The sequence below is a fragment of the Pseudomonas cerasi genome, from assembly GCF_027983475.1.
Classification (GTDB): domain Bacteria; phylum Pseudomonadota; class Gammaproteobacteria; order Pseudomonadales; family Pseudomonadaceae; genus Aquipseudomonas; species Aquipseudomonas cerasi.
In genome coordinates this window covers 1,376,130-1,388,648 of the sequence record NZ_JAQJVM010000001.1, presented here as the reverse complement: position 1 = coordinate 1,388,648, position 12,519 = coordinate 1,376,130, and the positions used below count along the sequence as shown (strand labels likewise).

Below are 12,519 nucleotides of genomic sequence, written 5' to 3'. Positions count from 1 at the left end.
GCCACTAACTATGTTTTATGGCGAAATCCCACTCACCAAAACATGCTGACTCATGCAAGACAGGCAAAGTTTCGACGGAGTCGAGAGACAGTTCATAAACCAAGCAGGTGCAATCGCCATTCGCTTCCACCAAGCCTGTGACGCCCATTGAATAAAGTCCTGATGAGACTTCAAGGTAGTCGGCGTTGCCGAGCCCAAGAGCACGCTGATCTTTGAAATTCAGGAAGAATGCAGGATCCCAGTCCATCAGCGCATACAGATCTGCAACCACCAACACACCCGATTCGATTCTCAATGGAATACCGTTGTGCTGAATAACCGCTCTGGGAAGCTCGATTGGCAAATCGTCGCTCTTTTCACTCAAGCGAAACAGATAGTGCGCTTCAGGAATTTCATACATCGGCAAGACCACACCAGCTTGTACGGCCAGCCGCCCCACTTCACTCTCTTCGATGAAAAACGCAAACAGATCGCCAACTTCCGGGCAGTACGCTGCGGCAAACCGGCACAACACAGCCGGATCAAAGATGACCGCCCCAGCAGTGAATGTCTCTATATTTGCCTGATTTTTCATAGGGCTATCCGATGTACGTATTGATCAGCGATGAATAATTGAGGGCTCAGGGCGTCTCAGGGCTGATGGGGGAAATTGCCACGAACGTATAGGTCAAGTAATCCGGTCACCCATGATGGGGGGGCCTGGATCGCCAGGTGATGAGCGATCAAGCCAAAGTCATCGGAGACATAGCCGGCAAGATCGGCATTTCGCGAGATTGATAAGACCTCTTTGAATACATGCTCTCTGAGCAGGTTGATCGACTCAGTCATATCACGAGCTAAAGGTGTTGCCTGCAAGGCGACATGATGCAGGGTCCATAACTGATCAAAAAATTCATCATCCCTGGCATCAAGCACTCGGTCCCAGTCAGCCTCACAGGCACAGAGCGTTTGGAAGAATGACGGTGGGCGAACCAGCTCCCATAACCCGTCCAGATTATCGGCACTCACAAGACCAGCATCCGCAGAACCAGAAAGGGAACATGGCTCAGGTGTGTATCACTCATAAGATAGTTCTCTAGCCTATTCGCTGTCAGATGGGTAGCTTACCAAGCCCATTACGAAACCTGGCTAACGGATAAAGGGCTCACTACTCTTCAGCCTTTCCAGCGCGAGCATCATGCAGAGAAATGAATCAACATTTCTACACGACAGCAGAACGCATCCAGCAATTGCGGCAGCTCGAACGCGGCCTTGCTAACCTGGTCCCCTTCTCAATACTTATGGGACTTGCACAAACGCCCCATTATGAAGATGCACTGCGTCGCACTAGGATCCTGCTGGAAACCGGTTTTAATCAAGCAGACCTGACCAGCTTGGCACGCGCCATTCCGGACGTTTTTCATCGGGGTCGAGACTGGGAAGCACAATACCTGGTTAAAAAGCCGGATGGTTCCTGGGGCTTTTCCGAAGAATACCTGAACATTCAAGCACGGCTTGGTCCCGTCATGCGGGCGGTCGATGCCTTGCGCACGCTTGGGTATTACTGAGCAAGCAGCACCGCATAACGGCCCGGCGGACACCGACTATGAGCAATCATAAAAAAACCGGGATTAGCCATCGACTAATCCCGGGGTTTTCAGCAGCCTAAGCGTGTTTACGAGCAGTCCTCAGACATTAAAGCCGAAACTTGCCCACTTCCGTCTGCAGGCTGGTGGCGAGGGTCTTCAGGCCGCCGCTGGTCTTGAGCAGTTCCTGAACCGACATGTTGTTCTGTTCAGCCATTTGCGCGGAGCGCTCGACGTTACGTGCGACATCCTGGCTCGCTGCGGTTTGCTCACGCAGTGCGAAGGATATCTGGTCGACCACCTGCAGAACCTTGCCCGAACTGTCGCGAATCTCGATGATCGCCTGACCGGCGGTGCCCGCCATTTCGACGCCTTCGTTCACTTCCTGAACGCCGCTGCGCATGCTTTCGACGGTCTCCCGTACGCCCGCCTGAATTTTCTCGATCATTCCGGCGATTTCCTTGGTGGATTTGCCGGTGTTCTGCGCCAGCAGGCGCACTTCATCGGCAACCACTGCGAAACCACGGCCCTGTTCACCGGCACGAGCAGCTTCGATGGCCGCGTTGAGTGCCAACAGGTTGGTCTGGTCGGCAATGCCCTGAATCACGCTGACGATCGATGAAATGTGCTCGGAGTGCTGACCCAGGCCTGCGACCTGAGTAGAAGACAGCTGCACGGTCCGGGCGATGCCATTCATGCTGGACAAGGTGTTTTCGATGACCTGCGCACCATCTTTCGACTGCTGCCCCGAACGGCTGGCGAGTTCATGCGCCTCGTCGGCGTTTTCGGAAACGTGATGGATGCTGACGGTCAGCTCTTCGATCGTGGCCGCCATCGCCGAGGCGGACGTCGACTGCTCCTGGATCGCACCGGACAGTTGCTCGGACGCACCGGAAATCTGTTGTACGGCAACGACCAGTTGATTGGCGGCCTGGCTGATCTGTTGAATCATCTCGCGCAGACGATTCTGCATACGATCAAAAGCTTTCGGCAGTTCATCGTGACTGCTGGTGTCGATCACGGTATCCAGCTTGCCATTGGCAATTGCTGTTGCGGCATCAATGGCCAGTTGCAGGCGCGCCGTGGTGCTGCGTCCCAGTGCCGCGGCCAGTATCATCGCCAGAACGGCAGCTGCCAGGCCACCGCACATCAGGATCATGATCGCGAGCCGCTTGGCATCCGCCATTTCCTGGCTGCGTTGAAGCAGCAACTTCTGCTCGGTGCCGCTGATCTCAGCCAGCAGAGCGCGCATGCTGTCCATTTTGGCTTTGTCAGCCCCCGAGGTGATGCGTGCATCCAGTTCATCATCAGCCGCATTGCGTGCTGTCAGATCGCGGCGCAGGGCGATGATCGGATTGATATCCTCGTCAAGCCAGCGCTTCTGGGTTTCACCCAGTGCAGCCAGGCGGCGCTGCTGCTCCGCATTGTCGGCTGTCAGGCGCTTGAGCGAATCGAGCTCTTCGGTGAAGCGCTTTTCCCCCGCCACCAATGGCTCCAGAAACGCATCCTTCGAGGCAATGACAAAGCCGCGCATGCCAGTTTCGATATTGATCAGCTGTTCAAGGGCAAGTTGAGCTTCGCTCAGCACCTGGTACGTATGGACATTGCTGTTGGTGGCTTCCTCGACCTGCTCGAAGCCTCTGTAAGCACTCGCGACAAGGACGGCGATAAATACGATGATCGCGGCAAAGCTGAAGTAAAGCTTTTGCGAGATGCTGAGTTTGCTGAACATGATGTCGATCCTGAACATAGCCGTTCCGTGGCTTGCATGGTGGGCGTTATCGCTCGTAAAAATAGGCTGAACCAACTTTTATGATTGATGTCATTGAGATATTACTCATGTCGCCCGCCAGCTCAGTAACTTTAGAGACCGTCATTTCATCGAACCTGAATAAAGGCTCTAATCCCACCCAACCTGTTGATATTAAAGGTTAAAAAATTTTTATTAGACTTGGCATTTCATTCGCTGTACGACTCAAAAAACTTGACGATCCAGTTTTTATGACGTCAATTTTTTGCCTCTGATAGTCAAGGCATGTTCTGATCGCGACAGCTGAGATGTCGCTGCACAACAAGTAATGCCAGTAAAAAGTAATACTTTATTCTTCCACTCCCATTGGCCGTATGGTCCGGCAAACGCATGCTGACGCTCTTGAAAGTGGCACTTTTTGGCTGATACGGGGACAGATGTTGAGAACTGACGTTCTCTTTCTGGTCCCCGTAAGCCGACGCATCTGTCCAGATACAGCGCGTCATTACAGAGTGACTTCCCGTTCTGGAAGATCAAAACCAAGTGACCTTCCTTTTCACCCTTACACGCTCCGCTGCGCTGTCAGCAATTCCGGATGGTGTGAAAACAGTTGCAAAAACGCCCCGCCCAACGCGCAACCGGCCATCACGAAAAAGCACACGGTATAACCGCTGAGGCTGGTCCAGCCGCCGCCCATGGAAATCAGCGTCCCCATCAGCACCGGGGCAATACCGCCGCCGATGAACATCGCCGTGGTGATGATCCCGTTGGCTGTAGAGGTTGCCGAAGGTTGTGCAGAGTCGGAAGCGACTGCGTAGTAGATGGGCCAGACGGCATTGGCGACCAGGCCGAAAAGCAACTGCACGGCGATGACGATCAGGATGGTGTTGGCGAAGTAAAAGGCCCCGACACTGAGCGCCATCCATATGCCACAGATGATCAAGGTGATGCGCCGGCCGATGATGTCCGACAGCGAAGGCCAGATCAGTTGCCCGAGAATGCCGGTCAACGTGAACACCACGCTCATCCCCGCCGACTCGGCCAGCGACAGGTTGAGGATGTTGTACAGATAGGCCGGCAGAACAATATTGACGCCCATGTACACCACCTGCGTGAGCAGGGTGTTACCGGCAGTCAGGGCGATATTGCGGTTACTCAGCGTCGCTTTTACCGACTTCCAGACCTGGCCTTTTACATTGGTCGACGGCGTGCTGTCCGGCGGGGTCATGCCTTTGGCAGCGATGTCCACGTACAGTTGAGTAATGCGCTCGGCCGTGGAGTAGCGTGCCCAGAAGATCATCAGTGGCAACGCAACCACGAAGGCGAAGAAGAACACATAACGCCAGTTTTCCTCACCGTAGGTGCTGATCACGAAACTGGCGACAATGCCGCTGAGCATCGCGCCGATGGGGTAACCGGTATGGTGCGCGCCCAAGGCAAAACCACGGCGTTCAACAGGCCACCACTCGGCAGTGTTGCTGACGCCGACCGGTTCGCCCCAGCCAGCGCCCAGGTTCACCCCGACCCGCAAGGCAATGAAACTGGCGAGGTTGCCACTCAATGCCTTGAAGCCCGACAAAAACGACAGCGCGGTGTAACCCAGTACCAACGGCACCTGAAAGCGCGCCCGTTTCCAGCCCCCGCCGTAACGATCACTCCAGATGGAGCCGGGTATATCGAGAACGGCCAGCGCCAGCATGACCACCGTAGCTACCGTCCCCCACTGGTCCGCAGACAGGTCGAAATGCTTGGAAATCGTTGGGCCCAGACGCAAGACGATCTCGCGATCGTAGGCATTCAGAATCCAGATCATCCAGCAGACCAGCAACGACACCCACGAAAAACGATGAATCTTGCCCAGCGATGCGTTCTTGTTATTTGGCATGGGAAATCTCCAGGCGTGCCGCACACGCCCCTGCGAGAAAGGGTCCAGTCGTCCTTAACGTTCAGGTTCAGTCTGTCGACGGGTTAACTGGCAAAGCGCCGCTCGGCGATGCCTTTCACACCCAGTCCGGTGATGGCGAACAGGGCACCGCGTTGCTGGCCATCTTCCGGAAAGCGCGGCAATGGCGGCTTGGCCATGGAGGTGACAAACAATGTGTCCAGATTCGGGCCGCCGAAAGTCAGACTGGTCACTTTTTTCACCGGCATGTCGATGATGCGATCCACCTGCCCGTCGGGGGTGTAGCGCACCAGTTTTCCGGCATACACCAGCGCTTGCCACAGACAGCCTTCGGCATCCACGGTGCAGCCATCCGCCGCCCCTCCGCCTGAGGTGTCGACCTTTGCAAACGTACGTCTGTCGGCGACTGCGCCGCTGGCGTTGTCGTAATCGTAGGTCCAGATCTCCCCTGACCAGGTGTCGGCGAAATAAAAGGTTTCCCCGCCCGGACTCCAGCAAGGACCGTTCGACACGATGATGTCTTCATCCAGAGTGTGCAGGCTCAGGTCCGGATCGAGGCGATACAGCTTGGCGCTGGCCTGATCCTCCTGCGTGTCCATCGAGCCCACGATGAACCGGCCCTGCCGATCGACCTTGCCATCATTGAGTCGATTGTTCGGCAGCCCCGGTTCGGGGTCGACGATCAGCTCGAGATCACCGCTCGGCAAGTCAAGGTTGTAGATACCCGTCTGCAACGCCACGAGCGCCGCATCGCCGTGCTTGCGCAAGGCCATGGAGCCGATTTTCTGACCGACATCCCAGGCGCGCAGTTCGCGCCCGTCGTTGGTGCAGCGCAGAACGCGGCCGTCGAAGCTGTCGATCCAGTACAGGCGCTGTTGCTCGACATCCCAGACCGGGCCTTCGCCCAGCGTGGTCTTAACGTCGACAACGATTTCGATACGCATTTTTCACCTCTGTCTTGTTGTTATTGAGATGACACATTTTGCGACGACTAGAAATTAACCTTGTCCTGTCCCTTCAGATCTAGCATTTCACGGGCTTGGTCCGGCGTTGCCACCTGCCCGCCCAGCGCTTCGATCACCGTGCGGATACGCTTGACCTGATCGGCATTGGACGCCGCCAGTTTGCCCGGTCCATCCCACAACGAATCCTCCAGACCGACCCGCACATGGCTGCCCATCGACAGGCCCATGGTGCCCAGCGGAATCTGATTGCGACCGGCCCCCAGGATCGACCACTGATAGGCATCGCCAAACAGGCGATCAGCCGTACGGCGCATATGCGCCAGGTCTTCAGGATGCCCGCCGATACCGCCACGCAAACCGAATACCGACTGTATGAAAATCGGTGCCTTGAGCAACCCGCGCTGCAGGAAGTGCGCTGCGGTATACAGATGACCGATGTCGTAGCATTCAATTTCAAAGCGTGTGCGGTTTTCGGCGCAGGTATTGAGGATGTGCGCGATATCGCGGAAGGTGTTGCGGAAAATCCGGTCGTCGCTGTCGGCCAGATAAGGACGCTCCCAGTCGTGCTTGAATTCGCTGTAGCGATCCAGCATTTCGTACAGCCCGAAGTTCATTGACCCCATGTTCAACGAGGCCAGTTCCGGTTTGAGCTGCGCCACCGGCTGCAGGCGCTCTTCCACGCCCATGGTCGGCGCGCCGCCGGTGGTGATATTGATCACCACGTCGCTCTTGGCCTTGATCTGCGGCAGGAACTGCCGAAACAGATCGACATCCTGACTGGGCCTTCCGTCATGTGGATCGCGGGCGTGCAAATGAACGATCGAGGCTCCGGCCTCGGCGGCACCGATGGCTGCATCGGCTATTTCCTGCGGCGTGATCGGCAAATGAGGCGACATCGACGGGGTGTGGATCGCACCCGTCACTGCGCAGGTGATGATGACCGGACGTTTCTTGGGCATGAGCATTCTCCATTCTTGTTGTTGGCGAGAAGTCTGATGTGGAACATGACTCGGAAGATGTCCGGTCATCGTTGCTATCGGGCCGAATCCTCAGAGGTACTCGACGTTGCCATCCACACTGATGGCCTGACCCGTGACGTTGCGGGCGGCGGGCGAACACAGAAAGAGCGCCATCGCAGCAACATCCTCGGCGGTGACCATGCGCTTGAGCGAAATCTTTTTCAGGTACTCCTCGCGCATCTCCTCCTCCGGCACGTTCATCTGCTGTGCACGGGCCCGAATCACCCCGTCCATGCGCGGACCTTCGACGATACCCGGCAGCAAGGCATTGACGCGGATATCACTTTCCCCCAACTCGGACGCCAGCGACTTCATCAGCCCGACAATCGCCCACTTGGTCGCGGCATACGGGGTGCGCCAGGCATAGCCCAGGCGACCAGCGACCGAAGCGATATGGATCAGGTGTGCGTTGGGTGAGGCCTTGAGCAACGGCACCGCGTGATGAGCGAAGCGGTACTGCCCAGTGAGATTGATATCAATGGTGCGCTGCCACTCTTCTTCGCTGATAGCATCGATACCTGCCGTAGGGCCAGCGATTCCGGCGTTATTGATCAGCACATCAAGACCGCCGAACTGTTCACGCTGCACCCTGAACACCGCTTCGATCTGCACCGGATCAGCAACGTCTGCGCGCGTGGCAACGCTGCCTGGATGGCGATCAAGGAATGCCGCAATGGCCGCCTCGCTGACATCACACACATGTACCTTTGCCCCGGCTTCCATATAAGCCGCCGCCAACACCTCACCGATCCCGGCCGCACCACCGGAAATCAGGACGCGCAGCCCTGTGTAGGGAACCAGCCGATTGAGAACACTCATGCTTTTTTCACTCCCGAGACCCGCGACCTGGAGCGGTCGCTCTTTGCGATCAGGCGCGTCAGAGAATCAGCCGCCTGCATGATGTCGTCGGTGACCGCTGCACGAGCGGCCGCCCCATCACGCGCCGCCAGCGCCTCGACGATACGGTTGTGTGCTTCCATCGAACGCTGAAGATGCGCCTTGTCAGGCGCAACCAGCGCGAAACACGGACCGATGTGCAGCCAGAAATTCTCCACTGCTGCCACGATGAGTTCGGCCTTGGCCACCGCGTAAATGCGCCGGTGAAAGGCAAAGTTGGTCCACAGATAGAGCGCGACATCAACGCTGTCAGCAGCCGTCTGCATCTGCCCGCAGAGCTGGCTGATGTCAGCAAGATCGGCGTCGTTGATCAGAATGACCGCCTTCTCGGCCAACAGCCCCTCCAGCGCAACCCGCGCATCGCGAATCTCGCGCAGCCGCTCCGGGGTCATCATGGGTACGCGAAGACGAGCGGTTTCGGTGACTTCGAAGGCGTTCTCGGCACTGAGGCGATTCAACGCCTCGCGCACCGGCATCGGACTGGAACCCAGCGCTTCGGCAAGGCCACGAATCGTCAGCTTCTGACCCGGCTGAAAGCGCCCGCTCATCAGTGCTTCACGGATCTGCCGGTAGACTTGGTCCTGGAGGGTATCGCGAGAGACCTGCCGCATGACGGGCAGGAGGATCGGAAGGTCTGTCATGGGGAGTAACTCATATTAGCGTTCTTATGGGGCTAATATGTGATCACAAATAACATATGTCAAATTGTTTTTTGGAGACCGTGGGAACCATAGCCAGAGCTCGCGTCGCGGGCCTAAGGGCAAAGCGTTGTCGTGGAAGAAGGTCGCCACAGTTTTTAGGTAACAGCTCTTGGCTATTCCGAGCGGCTGGATGTGGACGCTGGCACGGGGCCGCGCCTCTTATAAAAAGCGACAGAATTTTATGTGCAAGCAAGCAGCGCGAGAAGATTTCTTGAGGATCCGCATCCACGACCTCAAGCATTCATTTGGAAGACGGCTGCGTGCCGCTGGCGTTACCGATGAAGACCGGAAAGCTTTGCTCGGGCACAAGAACGGAGTATCAACACCCACTACTCGACAGCGGAGCTGGATCAGCTTATTACAGCGGCAAACAAGGTATCAGTAACCGACTCACGCGCGCCAGCGCTGGTGATTCTGAAGAGGAGGCAAGTGTAGGTCAAAAACCCAAGGGCACTCGAAATTTCACTGGGGTAGAAATGAAAAAGCCACCCAAAGGTGGCTAAGTCATTAAATTATATGGTCGGGACGGAGTGATTCGAACACTCGACCCCTAGCACCCCATGCTAGTGCGCTACCGGACTGCGCTACGCCCCGACTAGGCGTGTATCTGTTTTGCAACGTGCGAAAACGTTGAGGAATATACCCTAAGCATTTGAATTTTGGAAGTATCCTGACTGCTCAATTACGCCTTGAGCATGACGAGTACGTCTTCCAGCTCGGCAATCATCTCCCGAATCATCTGCTTGTACTGCTGAGTATCATCCTTCGGTTCACCGCTGGTGAGACGAAGTCGGGCGCCACCGATGGTGAAGCCCTGATCGTAGAGCAGGCCGCGGATCTGGCGGATCATCAGCACGTCCTGGCGCTGATAATACCGACGGTTTCCGCGCCGCTTGACGGGGTTGAGTTGAGGAAACTCCTGCTCCCAATAACGCAGAACGTGCGGTTTTACCGCGCAGAGCTCGCTGACCTCACCGATGGTGAAGTAGCGTTTGCCGGGGATCGGCGGCAGCTCGTCGTTATGACTTGGTTCCAGCATATGCCTCAACTCGGGCCTTCAGCTTCTGCCCTGGACGAAAGGTGACCACACGGCGCGCCGTAATCGGAATCTCTTCACCGGTCTTGGGATTTCTCCCAGGCCGCTGGCGCTTGTCTCGAAGGTCGAAGTTGCCGAAACCTGACAACTTCACCTGCTCGTTATCTTCCAGAGCGTGCCTGATTTCTTCAAAAAACAGTTCGACCAGTTCCTTGGCTTCCCGTTTATTCAGGCCCAGCTCTTCGTACAGACGTTCGGCCATCTCAGCTTTCGTCAGAGCCCCCATACGCTACTTCCTTAACGTGGCGTTTAACCTCTCCTCAAGCGAGGTGAGGATAGCAAGTGTCGTTGCGTTTACCTCATCGTCATTAAGAGTGCGTGATGGATGCTGCCAGGTCAAGCCGACTGCAAGGCTTTTTCTATGCGGATCAATGCCTTTACCCTGGTAAACATCAAATAACCTGAGGTCTGTGAGCCACTCGCCTGCATTTTCACGAATAACGTCCAGAACCGCACTGGCCGAAACATCCCGATCAGCCAGCAGTGCCAGGTCGCGGCGCACTTCAGGGAAGCGCGACAGCTCGTGGAATTTCGGCAGACGGCCGGTGGACACTTCCGCCAGAACCAGCTCGAAAACAAACACGGGACGATCAAGCCCCAGGGTTTTCGACAATTCCGGGTGAATGGCGCCCAGGAAACCGACTTCACGGCCATCACGCTCGATGCGAGCCGTCTGACCTGGGTGCAAGGCAGGATGCTGCCCCGGCGTGAAGGTGAACTCGCCCAACGCACCGGCAAAGCCCAGCACGGCTTCAACGTCAGCCTTGACGTCGAAGAAATCGACTGCATCGCGACCTTGCGCCCAGCCTTCAGGCAGGCGGCTGCCGCAGACAACGCCGGCCAGCATCGGCTCTTGCTTCAAGCCGTCGAGCTGACCGACGAAGCGCAGGCCGCTTTCGAACATCCGCACACGATCCTGCTGACGGTTGAGGTTGTGCTGCAGCGCCTTGACCAGACCAGGCCACAGCGAGGCACGCATGGCTGCCATGTCATTGGAGATCGGGTTGGCCAGCAGCAAGGGCTTGGCGCCCGGCGTGAACAGCTCGAACCATTTCGGGTCAATGAAGCTGTAGGTGATCGCTTCCTGATAACCGCGGGCAACCAGCAGGCGGCGCAGCTCAGGCAGATCGCCCTTGGCTTCGGCCTTGGCCTGGGGAGCCAGACGGGCTTGCGGATAGCGGACCGGCAGGCGATTGTAGCCGTACAGACGCGCCAGCTCTTCGATCAGGTCGACTTCAAGGCTGATGTCGAAACGATGACTTGGCACTTCGACACGCCATTTTCCGTCGGCTTCGGCAGTCACAGCCAGGCCGAGACCTGTCAGCAGACGCTCGATTTCGGCGTTTTCGATCACCAGACCGAGCATCTGCTCGACTCGGCTGGCGCGCAACGTAACCGGAGCAATCGATGGCAAATACTGTTTGCTGACCACTTCTGTTATCGGACCAGCCTCACCACCGGTGATTTCCAGCAGCAGGCCAGTCGCCCGCTCCATGGCTTCGCGGGCCAGCTGCCAGTCAACACCACGCTCGTAACGGTGCGAGGCATCGGTGTGCAGACCATAGGAACGCGCCTTGCCAGCCACCGAGATGGTGTCGAAGAAAGCACTTTCCAGGAAGATGTCACGAGTACCGGCAGTTACGCCGCTGTGCTCGCCACCCATGACACCGGCGATTGCCAGCGCGCGCTGGTGGTCGGCAATGACCAAGGTGTCGGCACGCAGGCTGACTTCCTGACCGTCGAGCAGAACGAGCTTCTCGCCCTCCTCGGCCATGCGCACGCGAATCCCGCCGTTGATTTCGGCCAGATCGAACGCGTGCAGAGGCTGACCCAGCTCCAGCATCACGTAGTTGGTGATGTCGACAGCCGCATCGATGCTGCGCACGTCAGAACGACGCAGACGCTCGACCATCCACAGCGGAGTCGGACGCGACAGATCGACGTTGCGGATGACGCGGCCCAGGTAACGCGGGCATGCAGCCGGAGCCAATACTTCGACCGGGCGCACTTCATCGTGCACAGCGCTGACAGCAGCGATCTGCGGACGGGTGACGTCAGTGGCGTACAGCGCACCGACTTCACGCGCCAGACCGGCCACCGACAGGCAGTCGCCACGGTTAGGGGTCAGGTCGACCTCAATGCTGGCGTCATCCAGGTTCAGGTAGACACGAATGTCTTCACCGACTGGCGCATCGGCGGCCAGCTCCATCAGGCCATCATTGCCCTCGCCGGCCTGCAACTCGGCAGCCGAACACAACATACCGTTGGACTCGACGCCGCGCAGCTTGGCTTTCTTGATCTTGAAATCGCCCGGAAGCTCGGCGCCGATCATGGCAAATGGAATTTTCAGGCCCGGACGCACGTTTGGCGCACCACAGACAACCTGAAAGGTTTCGCTGCCATTGCTGACCTGACACACACGCAACTTGTCGGCATCGGGATGTTGCTCGGTGCTCAGCACCTCACCCACCACCACGCCGCTGAAAACGCCGGCGGCCAGCGTCACGCTGTCAACCTCAAGACCGGCCATCGACAGACGAGCAACCAGCTCGTCGCGGGAAACCTGCGGGCTTACCCAGCCGCGCAGCCATTGTTCACTGAATTTCATCCTGCTCTCCTGAAA

12 protein-coding genes, 1 tRNA gene and 1 pseudogene are annotated in these 12,519 nt (G+C 57.3%); 2 read left to right on the top strand and 12 right to left on the bottom strand.

Translation table 11 applies throughout. The features are described from left to right. Positions 1-4: 4 nt before the first annotated feature. On the bottom strand, positions 5-574 hold the full coding sequence (locus PI739_RS05970; protein WP_054081853.1) for a hypothetical protein: 570 nt from the start codon (positions 572-574) through the stop codon (positions 5-7). A 56-nt stretch (positions 575-630) separates the two neighbouring features. Further along, on the bottom strand, positions 631-1,008 hold the full coding sequence (locus tag PI739_RS05965) for an immunity protein PIM1 family protein (protein WP_054081854.1): 378 nt from the start codon (positions 1,006-1,008) through the stop codon (positions 631-633). A gap of 179 nt (positions 1,009-1,187) precedes the next feature. Here PI739_RS05965 and PI739_RS05960 point away from each other — a divergent pair, with 179 nt between their 5' ends. Continuing rightward, positions 1,188-1,547 (top strand): hypothetical protein, encoded by a 360-nt coding sequence (locus PI739_RS05960; protein ID WP_054081855.1) that lies wholly within the window; start codon positions 1,188-1,190, stop codon positions 1,545-1,547. Between the two features lie 127 nt (positions 1,548-1,674). On the opposite strand, the gene PI739_RS05955 is transcribed toward PI739_RS05960, so the two are convergent. The 6 genes from PI739_RS05955 to PI739_RS05930 form a co-directional block, all read right to left on the bottom strand. Then, positions 1,675-3,297 (bottom strand): methyl-accepting chemotaxis protein, encoded by a 1,623-nt coding sequence (locus tag PI739_RS05955; protein ID WP_032609426.1) that lies wholly within the window; start codon positions 3,295-3,297, stop codon positions 1,675-1,677. A gap of 580 nt (positions 3,298-3,877) precedes the next feature. Beyond that, positions 3,878-5,200, bottom strand: coding sequence for an MFS transporter (locus PI739_RS05950; RefSeq protein ID WP_080479624.1), 1,323 nt, complete (start codon positions 5,198-5,200; stop codon positions 3,878-3,880). Between the two features lie 83 nt (positions 5,201-5,283). Beyond that, positions 5,284-6,162 carry an SMP-30/gluconolactonase/LRE family protein gene (locus PI739_RS05945; RefSeq protein WP_271351559.1) on the bottom strand — a complete coding sequence of 293 codons (879 nt, stop codon included), beginning with the start codon at positions 6,160-6,162 and terminating at the stop codon, positions 5,284-5,286. 47 nt (positions 6,163-6,209) lie between these two features. Beyond that, a complete protein-coding gene (locus PI739_RS05940; protein WP_003432995.1) occupies positions 6,210-7,142 on the bottom strand; it encodes a 3,5-dioxohexanoate:acetyl-CoA acetone transferase in 933 nt (310 codons plus the stop codon). Between the two features lie 90 nt (positions 7,143-7,232). Further along, positions 7,233-8,021 (bottom strand): SDR family oxidoreductase, encoded by a 789-nt coding sequence (locus PI739_RS05935; protein WP_003432996.1) that lies wholly within the window; start codon positions 8,019-8,021, stop codon positions 7,233-7,235. Beyond that, positions 8,018-8,740, bottom strand: coding sequence for a GntR family transcriptional regulator (locus tag PI739_RS05930; protein WP_271351558.1), 723 nt, complete (start codon positions 8,738-8,740; stop codon positions 8,018-8,020). The genes PI739_RS05935 and PI739_RS05930 overlap by 4 nt, the downstream gene beginning before the upstream one ends. A gap of 193 nt (positions 8,741-8,933) precedes the next feature. On the opposite strand from PI739_RS05930, the pseudogene PI739_RS05925 reads away from it, so the two are divergent. Further along, a pseudogene (locus PI739_RS05925) lies at positions 8,934-9,235 on the top strand (tyrosine-type recombinase/integrase); the annotation flags it as partial. A gap of 82 nt (positions 9,236-9,317) precedes the next feature. Here PI739_RS05925 and PI739_RS05920 read toward each other — a convergent pair. The 4 genes from PI739_RS05920 to pheT form a co-directional block, all read right to left on the bottom strand. After that, positions 9,318-9,394, bottom strand: a tRNA-Pro gene (locus PI739_RS05920). Positions 9,395-9,482: 88 nt separating this feature from the next. Then, positions 9,483-9,839, bottom strand: a complete 357-nt coding sequence (locus PI739_RS05915; RefSeq protein ID WP_003315559.1) for a MerR family transcriptional regulator — start codon at positions 9,837-9,839, stop codon at positions 9,483-9,485. After that, positions 9,820-10,122 carry an integration host factor subunit alpha gene (gene ihfA, locus PI739_RS05910; protein WP_002553164.1) on the bottom strand — a complete coding sequence of 101 codons (303 nt, stop codon included), beginning with the start codon at positions 10,120-10,122 and terminating at the stop codon, positions 9,820-9,822. Before ihfA ends, PI739_RS05915 begins: the two co-directional genes overlap by 20 nt. A 3-nt stretch (positions 10,123-10,125) precedes the next feature. Continuing rightward, positions 10,126-12,504, bottom strand: coding sequence for a phenylalanine--tRNA ligase subunit beta (gene pheT / locus PI739_RS05905; RefSeq protein WP_003367021.1), 2,379 nt, complete (start codon positions 12,502-12,504; stop codon positions 10,126-10,128). Positions 12,505-12,519 lie beyond the last annotated feature (15 nt).

Coding starts and splice junctions, on each gene's coding strand:
- PI739_RS05970 (WP_054081853.1), bottom strand. CDS start 574: ATGAAAAATCAGGCAAATATAGAGACATTCACTGCTGGGGCGGTCATC.
- PI739_RS05960 (WP_054081855.1), top strand. CDS start 1,188: ATGAATCAACATTTCTACACGACAGCAGAACGCATCCAGCAATTGCGG.
- PI739_RS05955 (WP_032609426.1), bottom strand. CDS start 3,297: ATGTTCAGCAAACTCAGCATCTCGCAAAAGCTTTACTTCAGCTTTGCC.
- PI739_RS05950 (WP_080479624.1), bottom strand. CDS start 5,200: ATGCCAAATAACAAGAACGCATCGCTGGGCAAGATTCATCGTTTTTCG.
- PI739_RS05945 (WP_271351559.1), bottom strand. CDS start 6,162: ATGCGTATCGAAATCGTTGTCGACGTTAAGACCACGCTGGGCGAAGGC.
- PI739_RS05940 (WP_003432995.1), bottom strand. CDS start 7,142: ATGCCCAAGAAACGTCCGGTCATCATCACCTGCGCAGTGACGGGTGCG.
- PI739_RS05935 (WP_003432996.1), bottom strand. CDS start 8,021: ATGAGTGTTCTCAATCGGCTGGTTCCCTACACAGGGCTGCGCGTCCTG.
- PI739_RS05930 (WP_271351558.1), bottom strand. CDS start 8,740: ATGACAGACCTTCCGATCCTCCTGCCCGTCATGCGGCAGGTCTCTCGC.
- PI739_RS05915 (WP_003315559.1), bottom strand. CDS start 9,839: ATGCTGGAACCAAGTCATAACGACGAGCTGCCGCCGATCCCCGGCAAA.
- ihfA (WP_002553164.1), bottom strand. CDS start 10,122: ATGGGGGCTCTGACGAAAGCTGAGATGGCCGAACGTCTGTACGAAGAG.
- pheT (WP_003367021.1), bottom strand. CDS start 12,504: ATGAAATTCAGTGAACAATGGCTGCGCGGCTGGGTAAGCCCGCAGGTT.